At 71.1% G+C, this 19,953-nt stretch carries 21 protein-coding genes; 10 read left to right on the forward strand and 11 right to left on the reverse strand.

Annotated elements, in window-relative coordinates:
* Positions 1-128: 128 nt before the first annotated feature.
* The gene (locus ACIHIX_RS27725) at positions 129-1,481 is read left to right on the forward strand and encodes a cation:dicarboxylate symporter family transporter (RefSeq protein ID WP_399960688.1); all 1,353 of its coding nucleotides are present in this window, start codon (positions 129-131) and stop codon (positions 1,479-1,481) included.
* Between the two features lie 53 nt (positions 1,482-1,534).
* On the opposite strand, the gene ACIHIX_RS27730 is transcribed toward ACIHIX_RS27725, so the two are convergent.
* Positions 1,535-1,993 carry a MarR family winged helix-turn-helix transcriptional regulator gene (locus ACIHIX_RS27730; protein WP_399960689.1) on the reverse strand — a complete coding sequence of 153 codons (459 nt, stop codon included), beginning with the start codon at positions 1,991-1,993 and terminating at the stop codon, positions 1,535-1,537.
* Positions 1,994-2,087: 94 nt separating this feature from the next.
* Between ACIHIX_RS27730 and ACIHIX_RS27735 the strand changes: the two genes are divergently transcribed.
* Entirely contained in the window at positions 2,088-3,896 is a 1,809-nt protein-coding gene (locus ACIHIX_RS27735; RefSeq protein ID WP_399960691.1) for an ABC transporter ATP-binding protein, read from the forward strand.
* A 43-nt stretch (positions 3,897-3,939) separates the two neighbouring features.
* Entirely contained in the window at positions 3,940-4,782 is an 843-nt protein-coding gene (mltG, locus tag ACIHIX_RS27740) for an endolytic transglycosylase MltG (RefSeq protein ID WP_399960692.1), read from the forward strand.
* Between the two features lie 12 nt (positions 4,783-4,794).
* On the opposite strand, the gene ACIHIX_RS27745 is transcribed toward mltG, so the two are convergent.
* From ACIHIX_RS27745 to ACIHIX_RS27765, 5 genes are all read right to left on the reverse strand, one after another.
* Positions 4,795-5,862 carry an NAD(P)-binding domain-containing protein gene (locus ACIHIX_RS27745; RefSeq protein ID WP_399960694.1) on the reverse strand — a complete coding sequence of 356 codons (1,068 nt, stop codon included), beginning with the start codon at positions 5,860-5,862 and terminating at the stop codon, positions 4,795-4,797.
* A gap of 39 nt (positions 5,863-5,901) precedes the next feature.
* A complete protein-coding gene (locus ACIHIX_RS27750) occupies positions 5,902-6,921 on the reverse strand; it encodes an ABC transporter substrate-binding protein (protein ID WP_399960696.1) in 1,020 nt (339 codons plus the stop codon).
* A gap of 33 nt (positions 6,922-6,954) precedes the next feature.
* Positions 6,955-7,704, reverse strand: coding sequence for an ABC transporter ATP-binding protein (locus ACIHIX_RS27755; RefSeq protein ID WP_399960697.1), 750 nt, complete (start codon positions 7,702-7,704; stop codon positions 6,955-6,957).
* The gene (locus ACIHIX_RS27760) at positions 7,677-8,552 is read right to left on the reverse strand and encodes an ABC transporter permease (RefSeq protein WP_399960699.1); all 876 of its coding nucleotides are present in this window, start codon (positions 8,550-8,552) and stop codon (positions 7,677-7,679) included. The genes ACIHIX_RS27755 and ACIHIX_RS27760 overlap by 28 nt, the downstream gene beginning before the upstream one ends.
* Positions 8,553-8,656: 104 nt before the next feature.
* A complete protein-coding gene (locus ACIHIX_RS27765; protein ID WP_313884353.1) occupies positions 8,657-8,740 on the reverse strand; it encodes a putative leader peptide in 84 nt (27 codons plus the stop codon).
* A gap of 122 nt (positions 8,741-8,862) precedes the next feature.
* Here ACIHIX_RS27765 and ACIHIX_RS27770 point away from each other — a divergent pair, with 122 nt between their 5' ends.
* The 3 genes from ACIHIX_RS27770 to infA all read left to right on the forward strand — a co-directional run bounded on the left by ACIHIX_RS27770 (position 8,863) and on the right by infA (position 10,503).
* Entirely contained in the window at positions 8,863-9,291 is a 429-nt protein-coding gene (locus tag ACIHIX_RS27770) for a YjbQ family protein (RefSeq protein ID WP_399960701.1), read from the forward strand.
* A 199-nt stretch (positions 9,292-9,490) separates the two neighbouring features.
* On the forward strand, positions 9,491-10,282 hold the full coding sequence (locus ACIHIX_RS27775; RefSeq protein WP_399960703.1) for a GNAT family N-acetyltransferase: 792 nt from the start codon (positions 9,491-9,493) through the stop codon (positions 10,280-10,282).
* The gene (gene infA / locus ACIHIX_RS27780; protein WP_399960705.1) at positions 10,279-10,503 is read left to right on the forward strand and encodes a translation initiation factor IF-1; all 225 of its coding nucleotides are present in this window, start codon (positions 10,279-10,281) and stop codon (positions 10,501-10,503) included. Before ACIHIX_RS27775 ends, infA begins: the two co-directional genes overlap by 4 nt.
* Positions 10,504-10,576: 73 nt before the next feature.
* Here the strand turns inward: infA and ACIHIX_RS27785 are convergent, their stop codons facing one another.
* Both ACIHIX_RS27785 and ACIHIX_RS27790 read right to left on the reverse strand, forming a co-directional pair.
* Positions 10,577-11,464, reverse strand: a complete 888-nt coding sequence (locus ACIHIX_RS27785) for a S1 family peptidase (protein ID WP_399960707.1) — start codon at positions 11,462-11,464, stop codon at positions 10,577-10,579.
* Positions 11,465-11,579: 115 nt separating this feature from the next.
* The gene (locus ACIHIX_RS27790; RefSeq protein WP_399960709.1) at positions 11,580-12,389 is read right to left on the reverse strand and encodes a DUF3152 domain-containing protein; all 810 of its coding nucleotides are present in this window, start codon (positions 12,387-12,389) and stop codon (positions 11,580-11,582) included.
* Between the two features lie 98 nt (positions 12,390-12,487).
* Here ACIHIX_RS27790 and ACIHIX_RS27795 point away from each other — a divergent pair, with 98 nt between their 5' ends.
* The 3 genes from ACIHIX_RS27795 to ACIHIX_RS27805 are packed head-to-tail and all read left to right on the forward strand — an operon-like array spanning position 12,488 to position 15,224.
* Positions 12,488-13,180 (forward strand): response regulator, encoded by a 693-nt coding sequence (locus ACIHIX_RS27795; RefSeq protein WP_399960711.1) that lies wholly within the window; start codon positions 12,488-12,490, stop codon positions 13,178-13,180.
* Entirely contained in the window at positions 13,177-14,649 is a 1,473-nt protein-coding gene (locus tag ACIHIX_RS27800) for a sensor histidine kinase (RefSeq protein WP_399960713.1), read from the forward strand. The genes ACIHIX_RS27795 and ACIHIX_RS27800 overlap by 4 nt, the downstream gene beginning before the upstream one ends.
* On the forward strand, positions 14,646-15,224 hold the full coding sequence (locus ACIHIX_RS27805; protein WP_399960715.1) for a hypothetical protein: 579 nt from the start codon (positions 14,646-14,648) through the stop codon (positions 15,222-15,224). The genes ACIHIX_RS27800 and ACIHIX_RS27805 overlap by 4 nt, the downstream gene beginning before the upstream one ends.
* Before the next feature lies 1 nt (position 15,225).
* Here the strand turns inward: ACIHIX_RS27805 and ACIHIX_RS27810 are convergent, their stop codons facing one another.
* From ACIHIX_RS27810 to ACIHIX_RS27820, 3 genes are all read right to left on the reverse strand, one after another.
* Entirely contained in the window at positions 15,226-16,608 is a 1,383-nt protein-coding gene (locus ACIHIX_RS27810; protein ID WP_399960717.1) for an alpha/beta hydrolase family protein, read from the reverse strand.
* A complete protein-coding gene (locus tag ACIHIX_RS27815) occupies positions 16,605-17,957 on the reverse strand; it encodes an MFS transporter (RefSeq protein ID WP_399960719.1) in 1,353 nt (450 codons plus the stop codon). The genes ACIHIX_RS27810 and ACIHIX_RS27815 overlap by 4 nt, the downstream gene beginning before the upstream one ends.
* A 142-nt stretch (positions 17,958-18,099) precedes the next feature.
* A complete protein-coding gene (locus tag ACIHIX_RS27820) occupies positions 18,100-18,870 on the reverse strand; it encodes an SDR family oxidoreductase (RefSeq protein WP_399960721.1) in 771 nt (256 codons plus the stop codon).
* A 185-nt stretch (positions 18,871-19,055) separates the two neighbouring features.
* On the opposite strand from ACIHIX_RS27820, the gene ACIHIX_RS27825 reads away from it, so the two are divergent.
* The gene (locus ACIHIX_RS27825; protein ID WP_399960723.1) at positions 19,056-19,895 is read left to right on the forward strand and encodes a helix-turn-helix transcriptional regulator; all 840 of its coding nucleotides are present in this window, start codon (positions 19,056-19,058) and stop codon (positions 19,893-19,895) included.
* Positions 19,896-19,953: the final 58 nt, after the last annotated feature.

The following is a 19,953-nucleotide window of genomic DNA, read 5'->3' on the forward strand; positions in this document are numbered from 1 at the left end:
CTGAAACGCGGCGGTCTCGCGGGAGATCAACGGCGCGGTCACAGTGATCGTCACGGAAGCCGCTTTCCGTATCGCAGAAGTTCTCCCCAGGGGCTTCTGCGCGCCACCGTCCCCCACAAGGAGTGCCCGTGCCGCCGTCCGTCCCGTCCCTGCCGCGACGCGTCGCACGCATACTGCGTACCTCTCTCTTCGCACAGGTCCTCTGTGCACTGGTCCTCGGCATCGTTGTCGGAAAGCTCTGGCCCGGCTTCGCCGCCGACCTCCAGCCGCTCGGCGACGGCTTCACCCGGCTCATCAAGACGATCATCTCCCCGCTCGTGTTCTGCGTGGTCGTCGTCGGGATCGCCAAGGCCGGTGACCTCAAGGCGTTCGGCCGGATCGGGCTCAAGGCCCTGATCTGGTTCGAGGTGGCGAGCACGCTCGCGCTGATCATCGGCCTGCTCGCCGCCAACGTCGTCCAGCCGGGCTCCGGCATGCACGTCGACCCCTCGACGCTGGACGCCTCGGCGGTCGACGCGAAGACCGGCGGCGGTTCGCTGCCCTCGACGACCGAGTTCGTCGTCAACGCGATCCCGACCAGTTTCATCGGCGCCTTCGCCGAGAACGAGCTCCTCCAAGTGCTCATCCTGGCCTGCCTGGTGGGCGCCGCGCTGCTCCACCTCGGCCACACCAAGGTGCCCCAGGTGCTGCCCGCCGTCGAGCAGGCCCAGGAGATCATCTTCGCGGTCGTCGGCTTCATCATGCGGCTCGCCCCGATCGCGGTGTTCGGCGCGATGGCCGTCCTGATCGGCCAGTACGGGCTCGGCGTCATCGAGACCTACGCCAAGCTGATCGTCCTGTGCTACGTGGCCGCCGCGCTCTTCATCGCGCTCCTCGCCGTCGCCCTGCGCCTGGTCACCGGGCTCAGCCTCTGGAAGTTCCTGCGCTACATCCGCGCCGAGATGCTGCTCGCGCTCGGCACCGCGTCCACCGAGTCCGTCATGCCGCGTGTGATGCAGAAGCTGCGCAAGGCGGGCGCCCGCGACGACGCCGTGGGCCTGGTGCTGCCGACCGGCTACTCCTTCAACCTCGACGGCGCCTCGCTCTATCTGTCCATCGGCACGCTCTTCATCGCCCAGGCGGTCGGCGTCGACCTCGGCCTCGGCCAGCAGATCACCGTGATCCTGGTGCTGATGCTCACCAGCAAGGGCATGGCCGGCATCCCCGGCTCGGCCTTCCTCGCTCTGTCGGCGACCGCGTCCTCGCTGGGCGCGATCCCGGCCGGCGCGGTGGCGCTGCTGCTCGGCGTGGACCGGATCATGGACTCGATGCGCGTGGTGACGAACCTGCTCGGCAACTGCGTCGCCGTCTTCGCGGTGTCCCGGTGGGAAGGGGCGCTGGATCTGGAGAAGGCCAAGAAGGCGCTGGACGGCGAGGTCGAGGACGCCGCTGCCGAGACTCCCGCCCGGCAGACCAAGGAGACGGTGACCGAGGCCAGTTGACCTCAGACAATCGAAGAGGGCCGCGGCGACCAACCGCGGCCCTCTTCATGCTGTCAGCAGCGCTTGCCCCGCTCGGGCGGGTCCCCGTCCACCAAGGTGTCCAGCAAGTCGCCCAGCACCCGGCGCTGCTCCTCCGTCAGCGGCGCCAGGATCTCCGCCGCCGCCGACCGCCGCGCCTCCCGCAACTCGCGCAGCGCCTTGCGCCCGTCGTCCGTGAGTTCGATCCGGATGACCCGCCGGTTCGTCGGATCCGGCACGCGCCGCACCTTTCCGCCCGCCTCCAAGCCGTCGACCAGCGTCGTCACCGCGCGCGGGACCACCTCGAGCCGCTCGGCGAGATCGGCCATGCGCGGCGGCGAGCCGTAGTGCGCGAGGGTGCGCAGCAAACGGGACTGGGCCGGGGTGACTCCCATGCCGCTCTGCTCGATGTGCCGCTTCTGGATGCGGTGCACACGCCGCGTGAAGCGGAGCAACTGCTCGGCGAGCAGACCGTCGGAATCGGGGGTCGTCATACGGGAACAATAACAGGACTATGTGCATTGTGAGTATAGGTAACTATGAGCTAAGGTCCGTGAATCCGCTTCGACCAGCCTCCCGAAGGAGCCCATGCACCCCGACAACGCATCCAGATGGACGCCGCCCGCTGACTCCGACACCCCGGAGCAGCCCCGGCAGGTCCGCCGCATCCTGAAGCTCTTCCGCCCCTACCGCAGCCGTCTCGCCGTCGTCGGCCTGCTCGTCGGCGCCGCCTCGCTGGTCTCCGTCGCCACCCCCTTCATGCTGAAGGAGACGCTGGACGTCGCGATCCCCGAGGGCCGCACCGGGCTGCTCAGCCTGCTGGCGCTCGGCATGATCCTCAGCGCGGTGCTGACCAGCGTCTTCGGCGTCCTGCAGACCCTGATCTCCACGACGGTCGGCCAGCGCGTCATGCACGACCTGCGCACCGCCGTCTACGACCGCCTCCAGCGCATGTCGCTGGCGTTCTTCACGCGCACGCGCACCGGCGAGGTTCAGTCCCGCATCGCCAACGACATCGGCGGCATGCAGGCCACCGTCACCTCCACCGCGACCTCCCTGGTCTCCAACGTCACCAGCGTCGTCGCCACGATCGTCGCGATGATCGCCCTCGACTGGCGCCTCACCGTCGTCTCGCTGCTCCTGCTCCCCGTCTTCGTGTGGATCAGCCGCCGGGTCGGCAACGAACGCAAGAAGATCACCACCCAGCGCCAGAAGCAGATGGCCGCGATGGCCGCCACGGTCACCGAGTCGCTCTCCGTCAGCGGCATCCTCCTGGGTCGCACGATGGGCCGCTCCGACTCGCTCACGCAGTCCTTCTCCGAGGAGTCCGAGCGCCTGGTCGACCTGGAAGTGAAGTCGAACATGGCGGGGCGCTGGCGGATGGCCGTCATCACGATCGTCATGGCGGCGATGCCCGCCGTCATCTACTGGACCGCCGGCCTCGCTCTCCAGATGGGCGGCCCGGACGTCTCGATCGGCACCATCGTCGCCTTCGTCTCGCTCCAGCAGGGCCTGTTCCGCCCGGCGGTCAGCCTGCTCGGCACCGGCGTCCAGATACAGGCCTCGCTCGCCCTCTTCCAGCGCATCTTCGAGTACCTCGACCTGCCGATAGACATCACCGAGCGGGAGAACCCCGTCCACCTGGACACCGTCAAGGGCGAGGTCCGGTTCGAGGACGTCGAGTTCCGGTACGACGAGAAGGGCGCCGCCACGCTCGACGGCGTCGACATCACGGTCCCGGCGGGCAGCAGCCTCGCGGTCGTCGGCCCGACCGGCGCCGGCAAGTCCACGCTGGGCCATCTCGTGCCGCGCCTGTACGACGTGACCGGCGGCCGGGTGACCCTCGACGGCGTCGACGTCCGCGACCTCGACTTCGACACGCTCGCGCGCGCGGTCGGCGTCGTCTCCCAGGAGACGTACCTCTTCCACGCCTCGGTCGCCGACAACCTGCGCTTCGCAAAGCCCGACGCCACCGACGAGGAACTGCACGCGGCGGCGAAGGCGGCCCAGATCCACGACCACATCGCGCACCTGCCCGACGGCTACGACACCGTCGTCGGCGAGCGCGGTCACCGTTTCTCCGGCGGCGAGAAGCAGCGGCTGGCCATCGCCCGCACGATCCTGCGCGATCCGCCGGTCCTGATCCTCGACGAGGCGACCAGCGCGCTGGACAACCGCACCGAGCGGGCCGTCCAGGAAGCCATCGACGCGCTCTCCGCCAATCGCACCACGCTCACCATCGCGCACCGGCTGTCCACCGTCCGGGGCGCCGACCAGATCGTGGTCCTGGACTCCGGCCGCCCCGCCGAACGCGGCACCCACGAGGAACTGCTGGAACTGGACGGACGCTACGCCGCCCTCCTACGCCGGGATGCTCAACTGGAACCGACAAGCTGAAGATATGCCGGGTTTGTGACGATATGACCGTTACCGTGCCCGCATGTACCAGAACACTCCGCCACGGAGCACGATTCGACTGACGCGCCGGGGCCGACTCGCCCTCATCGCGACCGGGGCCGTCGTGGCCGGCACCGCCGTGGCGGTACCGCTGCTGAGCCTCCAGAGCGACGAGGACGCCAAGCCCACCTCGCTGGTGATCCCGGAGGGCTGGCGCTCCAGCCAGGTGTACGACGCCGTCGACAAGGCGCTCGCCCGCCCGGCCGGCACCACCAGGAAGGCCCTCGGCAAGGCCGGCCTCAAACTTCCGACCGACGCCGAGGGCAACCCGGAGGGCTGGCTCTTCCCGGCGACGTATCCGCTGGACGAGAAGTCCACGCCGGAGTCGCTGCTGTCGTTCATGGTCGACACCGCGAACAAGAAGTTCAACGGCGCGCCCATCGCCGCCGGCGCCCAGCGCAACGCGATGAACGTGTACCAGGCGGTGACCATCGCGAGCATCGTCCAGGCCGAGGCCGCCACCAAGGCCGACATGGGGAAGGTGGCCCGGGTGGTCTTCAACCGGCTGGAGCGCGGGATGCCGCTCCAGATGGACTCCACCATCAACTACGCGCTGAACCGCGCCACGCTGAAGACGTCCGACGCCGACACCCGGATCGACAGCCCCTACAACTCGTACCAGCGCATGGGGCTGCCCCCGACCCCGATCGACAACCCCGGTGAGGACGCGATGCGTGCCGCGATCACGCCGGCCCCGGGCGACTGGCTGTACTTCGTCACGGTCAAGCCGGGGGACACCCGCTTCACGGCCGACTACGAGCAACACCTGCGCAACGTGGCCGAGTTCAACGCCAACCAGAAGAAGAGCGCCCAGCCCACGAAGTGACGTCCGGGAGTGTCAGGCGGCGACCGGCTCCCCGGCCGGCAGCCGTCTGATGTCCCGCACGGCCGCCCGCCCCGCCCGGTTGGCGCCGATGGTGCTGGCCGAGGGGCCGTAGCCGACCAGATGGATGCGAGGATCGGCGACCGCGCGAGTGCCCTCGACGCGGATCCCGCCGCCGTGCTCACGCAGCTTCAGCGGCGCCAGATGGTCGACGGAGGCCCGGAACCCGGTCGCCCACAGGATGACGTCGGCGTCGACATGCCGCCCGTCGTTCCAGGCCACCCCCTCCGGGGTGATCCGGTCGAACATCGGCTGCCGGTCGAGGACGCCGTCGGCGAGGGCCTGACGGATCGCGTCGTTGAGCGGCAGTCCGGTCACCGACACCACACTCCTCGGCGGCAGCCCCTGGCGCACCCGCTCCTCGACCAGCGCCACGGCCTCCCGGCCGACGTCCTCGGTGAAGGGGCCCTCGCGGAAGACGGGCGGCCGACGGGTCACCCAGGTGGTGCCGGCCGCGTACGGGGCGATCTCCATCAGATGCTGGGTACCGGACGCGCCGCCGCCCACCACCACGACCCGCTGCCCCGCGAACTCCTCGGGCCCCGGGTACTGCGCGGTGTGCAACTGCCGTCCCCGGAAGGTCTCCTGCCCGGGACGGCGCGGCCAGAAGGGCCGGTCCCAGGTGCCGGTCGCGTTGATCAGCGCCCGGGTCGCCCAGGTCCCGGCCGAGGTCTCGACGAGCAGCCGCCCGCTCTCGCCCTCCCGGACAGCGTGCACATCCACGGGCCGCCGCACCCGCAGGTCGAACGTCCGCTCGTAGGTGGCGAAGTACTCGGCGATCACCTCGGAGGACGGCCGGGCGGGGTCGGCGCCGGTCAGCTCCATCCCCGGCAGCGCGTGCATCCCGTGCACCTTGCCGTACGTCAGCGAGGGCCACCGGAACTGCCAGGCGCCCCCGGGCCCGGGGGAGTGGTCCAGCACGACGAAGTCGCGCCCGGGCTCGAAACCGGTTCGGCGCAGGTGATAGGCGCTGGAAAGACCTGCCTGACCAGCGCCTATGACCACGACCTCAGTGTTGTTCACCTTTCTACCAACAGCCTCGGGGTCGCGGGTCTTCCCTGCCTAGCCCTCGCCGCGCGCCGCCGTGGTGGACGGCGGCAGATCGCCGTTGAAGCGCGTGTCCACGAAGGCGCCGAAGTCGACCTTGTTCGGGATCAGCTTCAGCTCGGTGAAGGTGTCCGCGATCTCCTGCTCCGAGGCGACCAGCGGCTTGTCGACCGCGACCGAGATCCGGGTGGCGTTCGTCCGCCGCACCGAGGCCAGCGCGACCTCGTAGGGCAGCCCGGTGTCCATCGCCCAGACCCCGGCCCACTCCTCCTGGTGGTCGTACACCCAGGCCGTGGCCCGCCGCAGCCGCTCCAGATAGTCCTTGACGGCGGCGGCCTTCTCCTTGTCCTGGAGCGCGGAGGGCGCCGCCACCTGGAAGGTCAGCCCGTTGGTGATCCCGTCACCGGTGGTCAGGATCCGCCCCTGCTTCGACTGGAGCACCTGCGAGGTGTACGGGTCCCAGACCGCCCACGCGTCGACCTTGCCGGAGGTGAACGCGGCGAGCGCGTCGGCCGGCTGGAGATACTTCACGTGCACGTCGCCGAGGCTCAGCCCGGCCTTCCTCAGCGAGGCGACCAGCTGGTAGTTGGCGGACGAACCCTGCGCCACGGCAATGGACCTGCCCTTCAGCTGCGCGGGCTTCGTCAGCTTCGAGCCGTTCGGTACGAGGATGGCGTCGCCCTTGGACGTGCCGTGGAACGCGGACACGACCGTGATCTTCGAACCCGCGCCGGCGGCGAACACCGGCGGGGTGTTGCCGACCCCGCCGATGTCGACGGCCTTGGCGTTGACGGCTTCCAGCAGCGGCGGGCCGGAGGTGAACGTGGACCACTTGATCTTGTAGTCGAGGCCCTTGAGTTCGCCGGCGGCCCGCAGGATCGCCTCCGAACCGCCCTTCTGGTCACCGACGTTGAGGGTGAGGGAGCCCTGGCCGTCGGTGTCCGAGCCGGTGCCGGCGGTCGCGCTGCCGCCGCAGGCGGTGAGCAGGAGGGCGAGGGGGAGAAGCAGGGCGGCGGGGGCGAGACGTCGTCGCATGACGGTTCCGTTCATGGGGTGGGGGGCGGTGGTTCAGGCGGCTTCGGCCGCGGTGTCGACACCGAGCCGTTCCAGCAGGCCGGCGCGGAGCTCGGCGAAGCGCGGGTCGGCGATGTCGCGGGGACGGGCGAGATCGATGTGCTGCTCATGGGCGATGACCCCGTCGTCCATCACCAGGACGCGATCGGCGAGCAGGACGGCCTCCTCGACGTCGTGCGTCACGAGCAGGACCGCGCAGCCGCGCCGCTGCCACAACTCGCCGACCAGGCGCTGGGCCTTGATCCGGGTGAGGGCGTCGAGGGCACCGAACGGCTCGTCCAGCAGCAGAAGATCGGGCTCACGGACCAACGCCCGTGCCAGGGAAGCCCGTTGGGCCTCGCCGCCGGAGAGGGTCTTGGGCCAGGCGTCCGCCCGATGGCCGAGCCCGACCTCCTCCAGTGCCTGGTCGGCGACACCCCGTCCGGGTTTGCCGGGCAGCCCCAGTACGACGTTGCGCCACACCTTCTTCCACGGCATCAGCCGCGGCGCCTGGAACGCGACCGCCTTGCGGCGCGGCACGAGGACGGTGCCCTCGATGTCCCGGTCGAGTCCGGCGAGGATGCGCAGCAGGGTGGACTTGCCGCAGCCGCTGCGACCGAGCAGGGCCACGAACTCACCCTGCCGGACGTCGAGTCGCAGATCGTCGATCACGGCACGGCCGTCGAAGGAGCGGGTCAGCCCCGCCACGCGGACCGCCTGGGTGTTGCCTTGCGTGCTCACCGGCCGGTGAATGTCGGTCGCCATTGCAGCAGCAGCCTTTCGAGGGAGCGGACGACGAAGTCGGCCAGCAGGCCGAGGAAGGCGTAGACGATCAGGCAGACCAGGATCACGTCGGTCCGCAGGAAGTCCCGGGCTTGCACCATGAGGAACCCGATCCCGGAGTCCGCGTTGACCTGCTCGGCGAAGACCAGCGCCAGCCAGGCGATGCCGAGGGAGTAGCGCAGGCCGGTCAGCGCGCCGGGGAGCGCGCCCGGCAGCACGACATGACGCACCAGGCCCCACCGGGACAGCCCCAACGACTCGCCTGCCTCGATGAGTTGGGAGTCCACGCCACGGATACCGGCGTAAACGTTGAGGTAGAGCGGGAAGGTCACGCCGAGCGTGATGATGGCGATCTTCGGTGTCTCGCCGATGCCGAACCAGATGATGAACAGCGGGATCAGACCGACGAACGGCACGGTCCGCAGCATCTGGACGGGGGCGTCCACCAGATCCTCGCCGATCCTGAACAGGCCCGAGACCAGGGCGAGTCCGGTGCCGACGAGGGTGCCGAACAGCAGCCCCGCCGCGACACGCTGGAGTGAGGTGCCCATGGCGGAGGCCAGCGAACCGTCGGCGATCAGATCGCTGCCGACCTGGGCGATTCGGCCCGGCGAGGCCAGCACGCCGGAGGTCAGCACGCCGGTGGCGCTGAGGACCTGCCACAGCACGAGCAGCACCACCGGCCCGGTCGTGCGGCGCAGCCAACGGGGCACGCGGGTGCGGCGGGAGGAGGCGGGGACGAGAGGTTCGAGGTCGAGCGCGGCCTTCTTGCCGGGTATACCGGAAATATCCGGCCCGGAAGCGCTGGGTGGGGCATGGCTGATGCTCATGGGTGCTCCGCGGAGGGGGAGAGCGGGATGCGCCGGGACACCGCCGCGTCAGGGACGCGTACGGGCAGGGGGCGGCGCGGGTGTGAGGAGAGGGAAGAAGGGCGTCAGCGGCCGCGGCGACACGCGGCGGAGGCCACCCGCAGCAGGTCGATGTGACCGCGCGTGGTGAGCAGAGCTGAACGCAACATGCGGCCGAACGTAGCCAGATGGCGTGGCCATGGTCAATGGTGTCTCGCGGAATGGACCCGCCGTATCGAAGGGCGGGCAGCGGCTCACCCGCGCGGCCCGCCGCATGGGCGAGGATGGACGCATGTCAGCTGCGTTCACCACCCGAGTTCTGAACATCTCCTCCGGATCGGCCGAGCGCGTCGTCGACCTCACCGGCGACTGCGAGGCCTTCCTGCGCGAGGCCGCCGACGGCCGCGACGGCCTCCTCAACGTCTTCGTCCCGCACGCCACCGCGGGCATCGCGATCATCGAGACGGGCGCCGGCAGCGACGACGACCTCCTCGCCGCCCTGCACACCCTCCTCCCCGCCGACGACCGCTGGCAGCACCGGCACGGCAGCCCCGGCCACGGCCGCGACCACGTCCTCCCGGCCCTCGTACCGCCGCACGCGACGCTGCCGGTCATCGGCGGCGGGCTGGAACTGGGGACCTGGCAGTCGGTGTGCCTGGTCGACACGAACAAGGACAACCCGCGGCGCACGGTGCGCCTCACCTTCCTCGCGGGAGCGTGACGCGCGTTCGCGAAAAAGGCTTTGAGCGCGACGACGGCACGCTGCTAGGTTCGCGGTGGACCGTGAAGACGTCATCTGGAGGTGAGCCCCGTGAACACAGTTACCCGTGGGTGCTCCCTCGATCCGTCACGGTCCGGCGGCTGACGTTCGGTGTCGCCAGGAGCGCCTGAGATCGAGGCACTCCTGGAGGGAGACTCCGATGAACACACAGCCTTCTGCACTTGGTTCGAGTGAGAACGCGGTGACGGTCACGCGCGTCGCGTACGGCGAGTGGCACGCACTGGACGACGACCTGGTGGTCGGTCGCGGACATGCCCGTCACCGGCCCGACGGCCGCCTGTTCGTCAGTATCGACGCCTGGCACGAACCCGTCTTCGACCGTCTCGCCGAGGCGCTCCTGGCAGTCCTGCCGGCACCGCTGCACACCGTGGTGGACGAAGCGGACGTCGAACTGACGGCCGCCTGGCAGCGGGCCGGGTTCACCGTCCGGCGCCGCGAAGGGGAGTACGGCGTACCGACCGACCCGCGGGTCACCGGACTGGACGCCGTACTGCCCCCGGCCGGCGTGACGATCGTGCCCGCCGGTCAGGCGGACGAGGATCTGCTGCGGGCGGTGGACCGGGCGATCCGGGCCGAGGTCGAGGCGAGCGTCGGCTGGCAGTCGATGCCGGCGGAGGTGATCCCGTTCCCGGAAGGGGACACCGTCGTCGACCCGTCGAAATATGCGGTGGCCGCGACGCCGGAACGCTACGTGGGGCTCATCCGGGTCGTGGTGCCGATCCGGCCGCGCATCGGACTGCTCGCGGTCCGGGCCGGTGAGCGGCGCCGAGGCATCGCCCGGGCGCTGCTGGCCCACGCGCTGGAGACACAGCACCTGGCCGGGCACGCCACGGCCTTCACCGAGGTTCAGGAGTCCAACCGGGCGGCCTCGGCACTGTTCGAGGGCGTCGGCGCCCGGCGGCTGAGCAGCAACCTGGAGCTGGTGCGATGACGAAGCACAAGAACGTCATCGAGGTCGAGGGCCGGGTCGTGGAGTGTCTGCGCAGCGCCATGTTCACCGTGGAACTGGAGAACGGCCACCAGGTGCTCGCGCACATCAGCGGGAAGATCCGCAAGAACTACATCAAGATCATGCTGGAGGACCGGGTGCTGGTGGAACTTCCGCCCTACGACCTGAACCGCGGCCGGATCGTGTTCCGCTACCGGAACTAGCGGCGCCCGGTACCGACCGCGTCGGCTGATCCCGGACCCCGGTCACGGCACGTCCGTGACCGGGGCACCCGGTTCAGTAGACCGACAGCCCGTAGGCGTTCAGGGCTTCCTGGATCGGCTGGTAGTAGGTGGTCCCGCCCGAGGTGCAGTTGCCGGAGCCGCCGGAGAGGATGCCGATGACCTTGTCGCCGGCGTAGAGCGGACCGCCGCTGTCGCCGGGCTCGGCGCAGATGTTCGTCTGGATCAGGCCGTAGACGACCTCACCGCTCCCGTAGTTGACGGTCGCGTTGAGGCCCGTGACCCGGCCGCAGTGGACGCCGGTGGTCGCTCCCCGGCGGCACACGCTCTGGCCGACATAAGCGGTCGCGGTGCCGGTGATGTCGACGGTGCCGATGGTGCCGGGGTGCGGCACGGCCGTGTTGGAGTAGCGGACGACACCGAAGTCGTCGCCGGGGAAGCTGGTGACGGTGGTCGGGCCGACCGGCGTGGTGAGGGCGGCGCTGGTGTACCAGGTGGACGCGCCGTCGGTGCAGTGGCCGGCGGTGATGAAGTAGTACGTGGTACCGCTCTGGACGTTGACGCCCGCCGAGCAGCGCCACGCGGAGGTGTAGATGCCGTCACCGCCGGACAGGAGCGTGCGCAGCCGGCCGTCGAGCCGATCGAGGGTGGCGGCGCCGGTGAACCGGTCGGTTGCGGCGCGCAGTCCGGCCAGGTCCGCGTCCGAGACCGTGGCGTCCGCGAGCACCCGCAGCCTTCCGGTGTGCTCGTCCACCGCCCAGGTCGTCCCGGCGATGTCCAGGGACGCGACCGCCGAGGCCGCGCCGGCCACCGAAGCGGCGGACGGTACGGCGACCGCCGTGGTCGTGGTGCCGGACGCTCCCAGGGCGGCCAGGACCAGCAGGCCCAGCGCCGAGGCGGACCAGCGTGAGCGTCTGAGGGTGGTACGGCGAGTTCTGGACACCGAAGTCTCCCCGGGGACGGTGGGACAGGGCGGGAACAGGTGGGCCGACGCCCCAGTCTGCCCGGGCTTGCCGGAGGGGGACAGGTCGGCTTCGGCCGAAGGTGGGACGGCCATGTCAGGGGACGGCGGGGCCGGTGATGAGCCGGCCCTCGGTGTCGTACGGCCAGACGTTGGGGACGCAGCCGTGCATGCCCTTGATCTGCTGCATCATCGCCGGGGCCGGTTCGCCCTCGCCCGGGCAGGTGACATGGCCGTGGTGGAGGAAGTGGCCCACCTCGTGGTTGATGATCAGCGCGCGGTACGCGGTGACGTCCTTGGCGTAGACGGGGGTCGCCAGGACCCAGCGGTCCAGGTTGACCATGACGTCGTCGCCGGCCGAGCAGTTGTAGCGGCCGCCGGTGTCCAGGCCGCTTCGGCCGCAGACCGCGTCGACGGTCGCGGGGGTGGCGAGGCGGACGACGAAGTCGGCGGGGCCGTCGGCGACCCGTTGGAACGCCGAGTGCCCGTCGGCCGTCCAGCCGCGGGGGTCGCCCAGGATGCGGTCCACCGCCCGGGCGGTCTCCTCGGCGGACAGGTCGATGTTCGACTCGACCTCGACCCGATAGCGAAACGCCGTACCCTTGCCCGCCTTCGCGCTCCCGCCGGGTGCGGTGGCATAGGTTCCGGGGCCCGTCCGGGGGAGGGTGGGCGACTTCGTGGGGCTCGGGGACGTTCGGGGGCTGGGCGTCCGGCGGGGAGTTCTGGTCGGCGTGGGGGACGGACGCGAGGTCGGCTCCGACAGCGCGCTGTTCGCCGACGTCCCCTGCTCGTCCGACGGCGGCCAGGCCACCACCGTGCAGCCGACGGCCCCGAGGATGGTCAACGCGGCGAGGCCGACGGTCAGTTTGCCCCTGTTGCCCCGGGGCTCCCGCTTGTGCTTGGTCACGGTCACTCACGGTGTGATCGCCATGTGATCGGACCTGGCCCAGCCGATAACGAAAGGGTAACTCCCGTGCTGGTGTTGCCTCTGTGGATACTGAGCCCATGCCACGTGTGCTGTTGATCGAAGACGACCGTGCCGTCCGTGAGGGCGTCGCCCTCGCGCTGCGTCGCCAGAACCATGACGTCTCCGCCGCCGCGACGGGGGAGGAGGGACTGGCGCAACTGCGGTCGTTCCGGCCGGACATCGTGGTCCTCGACCTGATGCTGCCCGGCATGCCCGGACTCGAGGTCTGCCGCGGCATCCGGGCCGTCGACCAGGCGCTGCCGGTCATCATGGCCACGGCCCGCGGCGACGAGGTCGACATCGTCATCGGCCTGGAGGCCGGGGCCGACGACTACGTCGTCAAACCCGTGACCGCCAGGGTCCTCGACGCCCGCATCCGTGCCGTCCTGCGCCGCGCCGGCGGCCCGCCCGCCGGCGAGGGACTGCCGAAGATCGACACCTACGGTGAACTGAGCATCGACCGGGCCGGGTTGACCGTCGGCCTCGGTGGCGAACCGATCTCGCTCGCCCCCTCCGAACTGCGGCTGCTGCTCACCCTCTCCGCCTCGCCGGGCCAGGTGTTCAGCCGGCAGCAGCTGCTGGAGGCGGTCTGGGAGCACGACTTCCACGGCGACGCCCGCCTGGTCGACGCCTGCGTCAAGCGGCTGCGCACGAAGATGGCCGAACCGCCCCGCGCCCCCCGGTACATCCACACCGTCCGCGGTTTCGGCTACCGCTTCGCGGCCCCGTGAAACCCCGCAGGCTCCGCGGGCTGCGCGCCCGTCTCGTCGTCGCCTTCGGGCTCGTCGCCGGTGTCGCCGCCGCCACTACGGGCGCGCTGACCTTCCGGGAGGCCCGGATCGGGGTCCTCCAGCAGAGCCAGGACGCCGTGATCGGCCAGCTGCGGGCACGGTTGAGCGAGCGGGCCCCCGAACTCCCCTACCCTCCGAGCGAGTCGACGCTCCGGCGGTTCGCCACGGATGTCGCGGCGGCCGACGCGTCCGGGAGCTGGCGGGTACTCGTGACCTACCGCGAGCTGAGCGCGTCCTCCGTGCCCGGTGACACCTTCGCCGAGTTGACGCCCGCCGTCCGTACGGCCGTCGCCTCCAGCCGGGCCACCGTCTTCCAACGGGTGAGCGAAGGCGGCCGGACCTCCCTCGTCGTCGGCATGTCGGTCACCTTCGGCGAGCCGGACGCATCCCGGCTGGCCTCCGGCGTGCGGGTGTTCCTGGTGGTCCCGCAGACCACCGAACAGGCCTATGTCGACGCCCTGGTGACCGCCGTCGAGCGGGCCATGGTGCCGGCCCTGGCCCTCGCCGTGGTGCTCGCGCTGTTCGCCGCCCGCGGCGTGCTCGTGCCGGTGCGGGCGCTCCGGCACGCCACCCGGCGGATGGCCGAGGGCCGCCTCGACACCCGGCTCGACGTCAACGGCTCCGACGAACTCGCCGACCTCTCCCACGCGTTCAACGAGACGGCCGCCGCGCTGGAGACCTCGGTGGCGGAGCTGCGCGAGATGGAGGCGCGGGCCCGCCGATTCGCCGCGGACGTCTCGCACGAACTGCGCACTCCGCTCGCCGCGATGTCGGCCGTCACCGACGTGCTGGACGAGGACGCCGCCCGGCTGGACCCCGACACGGCCACCGCCGTCCGGCTGATCAGCGAGGAGACCGTCAAACTCGCCCGCCTCGTCGACGACTTGATGGAGATGTCCCGGTTCGACGCCGGGGCCGCGGTGCTGCACCTGGACGAGATCGACCTCGCCGAGTCCATACGGCGCACCCTCGGCGCCCGCGGCTGGTCGGACACCGTGAGCGCGGAGCTGCCGCCACCCGACACGGCCCGCGGACGCGTGGACCCGCGCCGCCTCGACGTGGTCGTCGCCAACCTGGTCGGCAACGCGCTCAAACACGGCGGGGAGCCGGTGCGCGTACGCCTGGACGTGCTGCACGGCTCCGCTGGACGCCGCGCCGTCATCGAGGTGTGCGATACCGGGCCCGGTATCCCGGACGACGTCCTGCCGCATGTCTTCGAACGGTTCTACAAGTCCGACACCGCCAGGAGTCGCTCCGAGGGCAGCGGCCTCGGCCTGTCGATCACCGCCGAGAACGTCCGCCTCCACGGCGGCACCGTCCGCGCGGCGAACCATCCGGCGGGCGGCGCCCTCTTCACCGTGAAACTCCCGTTGCGGCGGGACGAGTCGACCGAGGAGCACCCGTCATGAAGGCCCTCGCACTGGTCGCGCTGCCGGTGTTGCTCGCCCTCGCCTCCTGCGACATCCCCACCACCGGTGTGGTGGAGGCCGGCGGTCCGGCGAGCGGGATCGCGCCCGTCACGCCGGTCTACTTCGTCCACGAGGGCACGCTGGTCGCGGTCCCGCGCACGACCGCGATGCCCGGGAACGCCGGGGACGCGGTGCGGCTGCTGCTGCGGGGGCCGACGCCCGGGGAGCTGGGGAAGCGGCTGACCACCGCGATCCGGGTGCGACCCGCCCTGGCGACACCGTCGCCGTCCGCCGCACCGGCGGAGAGGGTGACGCCGTCGCCCGGCGAACCGCTGTGGCAGACACCGACGGACGGGCCCACCGCCGAGGTGCGGGGCGACCGGCTCACCCTCCGACTGCCCACCGGCACCGGCCCCTTGAGCGGTATGGCGGCCCGGCAGGTGATCTGCACGGCCGCGGGCGCCCACCGGGTCACCGCTCCGTCCACCGCGCCGGTCACCGTCGCGGTGACCGACGGCAGTGGACGGAGGGTGGCTGGGACCGACGAGGGGTGCCCTGCCCTCACCGCCGGTTGACCTACCGGCCGTCGGCCGGGTGCGCGAGGTCGTACGGGCGCGGGTAGGGCGCGGGGCGGTACGTCACATAGCGGGCCGGGGTGGTGGAGTCGGCCTTCTTGGCACGGGAGTTGAGGGAGGCGGCATCCGTGGCGGGCCACTCGCCGGCGCCGATGCGGTCCTCCAGCGTGTGCAGGGCGCCGAGCTGCTCGGCCGGACTGAACGTGCAGTGCCCGGCGTTGTCGACGTACGCCTGACGCAGCAGACGGGAGGACCCCGCGGCGGTGACCGCGCGCTTCAGGGCACTCTCCGTCTGGACCGGGACCAGGGCGTCACCGATGGTGTGGATGTCCAGCTGGGGCTTGGTCAGTCTGCCGGTGAAGGCGCTCGTGCCGCTCATCCAGGCGACGGCGGACGGGTCGGCGCCGATGCGCGGAGCCTTGTTGAGCGTGGCGAGGTCCTTGCGCAGGGACAGCCCCGCCTTCTTGTACAGCTCGGTGACCTCCTTGCGGACGGAGGATTGCCCGAGGAGCCGCGCGTAGTCCACGCCGGTGTTCCAGGACATGTTGCCGCCGGCCCGGGTCTCGGCCTCCAATCGCCAGCTGAACGCGGGGAGTTGGAGCAGCCCCTTGAGGGCGGTGTACTGGTTGGCCTGCCGGCCGGCCCAGTCGGTCTCGGCGGGCCGGCTCTGGGAGGGGTCGTTCCAGCCCGGGATGTTGTGCAGGGCGGCGGCCAGTGCGATGCGGGCCCGGCCCTCGGCCGTGCTCTGGGCCGAATCCACCGCGGCCGTCAGGGTGTTGGCGGCATTGGTGGCTGCCGTCCGGTCCGGGATGTCGACGAGGGGGATCGCGGAGTCGGGGGCGAGCAGCGTCTTGAGGGCGAAGACCGGGTCGAGGGTGTTGTTCCAGTTGGCGACGCCGCCGTGGACGAGGCCGCACATCGACAGGGAGCCGTCGATGCGCTGCGGCGCGCGCTCGGCGAGGGCGGTGGTCACGAGCCCGCCGTACGACTGCCCCCACGCGATGGTGCGGCGTGCCGTCCCGAAGCGGTCCTTGAAGACGGCGAGGGTGGCGAGCTGGTCCGGCACCGCGTCGGTCACCGCCCAGCCGGTGCTCGCGTAGGACGAACCGACGAGGGCGTAACCCCTCTGCAGCAGCAAGGACTTGGTGGTGTTGTCCGAGGCGTTCTGGGCGGGGTTGGGGGCGCCCTGGGGACGGTAGCCATGGCTGAAGAGGAGGACCGTGCCGTTCCAGTCGGCGGGCACGTCCATCATGTACGCGGCTCCCGAGGGCAGTTGGCCCTCGATGTGGCTGGTGTCCGCGGCGGTCGCCGTCGCCGGGGCGGGCAGCGCGGCGACGGCGAGCAGGACGGCCACGGTGCAGGTGGTGCGGGTGCCGTTCGTCATGCGGAGATCTCCTCCGTGTGGGGGACGTTGGGCTGTGCGGTGGGCTCGGTGAGGGTCGTGCGGTGGGTCTCGCGGACGAAGCACACGGTCAGAGCGGTGATCGCGGCGCCGCCGCAGAGCAGCAGGGCGACGGGCGTGCTGCTGCCGCTGCCGGCGACCAGGCTGCCGGCGATCATGGGGGAGAAGCCGGCGCCGACGAGGGTGGCACCCTGGTAGCCGAGCGAGGCGCCGGTGTAGCGGACCTTGGTGCCGAACATCTCGGTGAGCAGGGCGCCCAGCGGGCCGTACATCGTGGACTGGGCGATGCCGTGACCGAGGACCACGGCCAGGATCAGCAGCCCCGGCGACTTCGAGTCGACCAGCGCCATGACCGGGAAGGCGAGCGCGGCCGAGGTGACGGCGCCGATGAGGACCACCGGGCGGCGGCCGACCCGGTCGGAGAGCGCCGAGGCGCACGGCAGCACCACGAGGGCGACACAGGCGGAGACGGTGAGGGCGTCCAGCACCTGCGGACGGGCGTACCCGATGCCGGTGGCGTACGCGATCATGTAGCTGGTCAGCAGCGACTGGGCGGTGAAGGCGCCGATGCCGACGCAGCAGGCCAGCAGCACGGGACGTGGGGTGCGCAGCACGTCGAGGATCGGCAGCCGCGACTCGGCGCTGTCCTTCCTCACCTCGGCGAACAGCGGGCTCTCCACCACCTTCAGCCGGACGAACATGCCGACGCCGAGCAGGACGACGCTCAGCAGGAACGGCAGTCGCCAGCCCCAGGCCGCGAACTCGTCCTTCGGGAGCGTCACGACGTACGCCACGACGGCCGTCGACAGCAGGGAACCGAGCGGGGCTCCCATCTGCGTGAAGCTGGACCACAGCCCGCGGCGCCGTTCGCCCGCGTGCTCGACGACCATCAGGGTGGCGCCGCCCCACTCGCCGCCGATCGCGATGCCCTGGATCACGCGCAGAGCGATCAGCAGCACCGGTGCCCACACACCGATGGTCTCGTACGTGGGCAGCAGACCGATGAGGAAACTGGCGCCGCCCATCAGGCCCATCGTGAGCAGCAGCATCGACTTGCGGCCCAGCCGGTCGCCGAAGTGACCGAAGAGGACGCCGCCGAGCGGTCGGGCGACGTAACCGGCGGCGAAGGTGCCGAAGGCGGCGATCGTGCCCACGGCGGGATCGGCGCCCGGGAAGAACAGTTCGCCGAAGACGAGCGCGGCGACGGTTCCGTACACGAGGAAGTCGTAGAACTCCACGGCGGTGCCGAGCAGCCCGGAGAGGGCCACTCGGCGCAGCTGGCGGGTCCGTTCGGAGGCCGTGGGCGGTGCGGCGGCGGGGGACGAGGGCATCGCGGTCTCCCTTGAGGGCGTCTCTCATGAGAGGGGTCTCCCATGAGGGGGAAGGACACCGCGAAATTAGGCCCTCAGATGACTGCCGTCAATAAAGTGCACAACATTGACTCTGGGTGTCCGCCGGCCGACGCCGTGGCGCTCAGTTCGCCTGGCCGGTCGGCATCACCGTGACCTGCTGGACGTTCACCCGCGGCGGCAGCGAGGCGATGAAGCCGACGGTCTCGGCGACGTCCTGCGGGACGAGCCACTCCATCGACTCCCGGGCACCGTCCAGCCAGGCGCGGGCGCCCGCGTCGGTGACATGGCCCTGGAGCTCGGTGCCGACGATGCCGGGCTCCAGCGCCGAGACACGGACGTTCTTCGGGCCCAGTTCCGTGCGCAGATGCCGGGAGAGATGGCTGACGTACGCCTTCGTCGCGGAGTAGACGGCGAAGGTGGGGAAGATGTTCTGGGCCGCGATCGACGAGGTGTTGATCAGGTCGGCCACACCGCGCTCGGCGGCCGACGCAACCAACTGCGGGGTGAAGGCGGCGATGGCGTGCATCAGCCCGTTCACGTTGAGGTCGATCTGCTGCCGCCACTGATCCGTGGCCAACTCCTCGACGGGAGCGGGGAGCATGACGCCGGCGTTGTTGAACAGCAGGTCGGCGCCACCCAGTTCGGCCGCCACCCGGTCGGCCGCCGCCTGTACCGCCGTCGGGTCGGTGACGTCCACCGTGAGGGCGAGGGCCTGTCCGCCGTTCTTCTCGATCCGGGCGACCAGGTCGTCCAGCCGCTCGGCACGACGCGCCAGTACGGCGACCCGGGCGCCCAGCGAGGCCAGATGCTCGGCGGAGGCCTCGCCGAGGCCACTGGAAGCGCCGGTGACGACCGCGACACGGCCGGAGAGGGGGAGTGCGGAGGTGGTCATGAGGGATGCCTTCCGAAGCGATGAGAGAAGAAGCGGGCCGCTGTGGCCCACCTCAAGACAACCGCCCGCCGAGCCCGCGCGGGGCGCCGGAAAGTGCCCTGGCCGGGCAGGTGTCCGCGAGGCAGGTACTGGCAGGACCACCCACGCCGGGGCGGGCCCCGACCGCGTTCGTCAGACTGGAGGGCATGGACGACCGTGGCAGAGAACTCGCCGACTTCCTGCGCTCCCGCAGGGCCCGCCTCACCCCCGACCGGGCCGGGCTGCCGGAGGACGGCCGGGCCCGCCGGGTGCCCGGACTGCGCCGCGACGAGGCGGCCCGCCTGGCCGGGGTGAGCACCGAGTACTACACCCGCCTCGAACAGGGCCGCGCCCAGAACCCCTCACCCGAGGTCGTCGAGGCACTCGCCCGCGCCCTCCAGCTCGACCTCTCCGAGCGCGAGCACCTCACCGACCTGCTGGCCCGCCCGTCCGCACCGCGCCGCGCCCCGGTCGCCCCGCAGCGGGTCAGGCCGGGCCTGCACCTGATGCTCCAGACCCTCGACCACGTGCCCGCGTTCGTCCTGGGCCGCCGTACCGACGTCCTGGCCGCCAACCGTCTCGCCCGCGAGGTCCTCACCGACTTCGAGGCACTGCCCGCGAACCGTCGCAACCTGGCCCGCTACTACCTCCTCGACCCCGAGGCCCGTACCCGCGTCGGCGACTGGGAGCAGATCGCCACCGACACCGTCGCCGTGCTGCGCCTGGAGGCCGGACGGTACCCGCAGGACCGGCAGCTGGCCGACCTCGTCGGCGAACTCACCCTGAAGTGCCTGGAGTTCAGCGGCTGGTGGAACGACCACCGGGTGCTGCACCGCACCCATGGCACCAAGCACTACCACCACCCCCTCGTCGGTGAACTCCACTTCTCCTACGAGTCCTTCGAGCCGCCCGGCGACACCGACCAGACCCTGTGCGTCTACAACGTCGAGCCGGGTTCGCCGACGGCCGCCTCGCTCCAGCTGCTCGGCGCCATGAGCATCCGCTGAACGGCCCCGGCGGCTCTCCCGTACCAGTGGACGTCTGGATCCCCACGCCCGGAACGGA

This window comes from Streptomyces sp. NPDC051913, from assembly GCF_044593635.1.
In the GTDB taxonomy this organism is placed as follows: domain Bacteria; phylum Actinomycetota; class Actinomycetes; order Streptomycetales; family Streptomycetaceae; genus Streptomyces.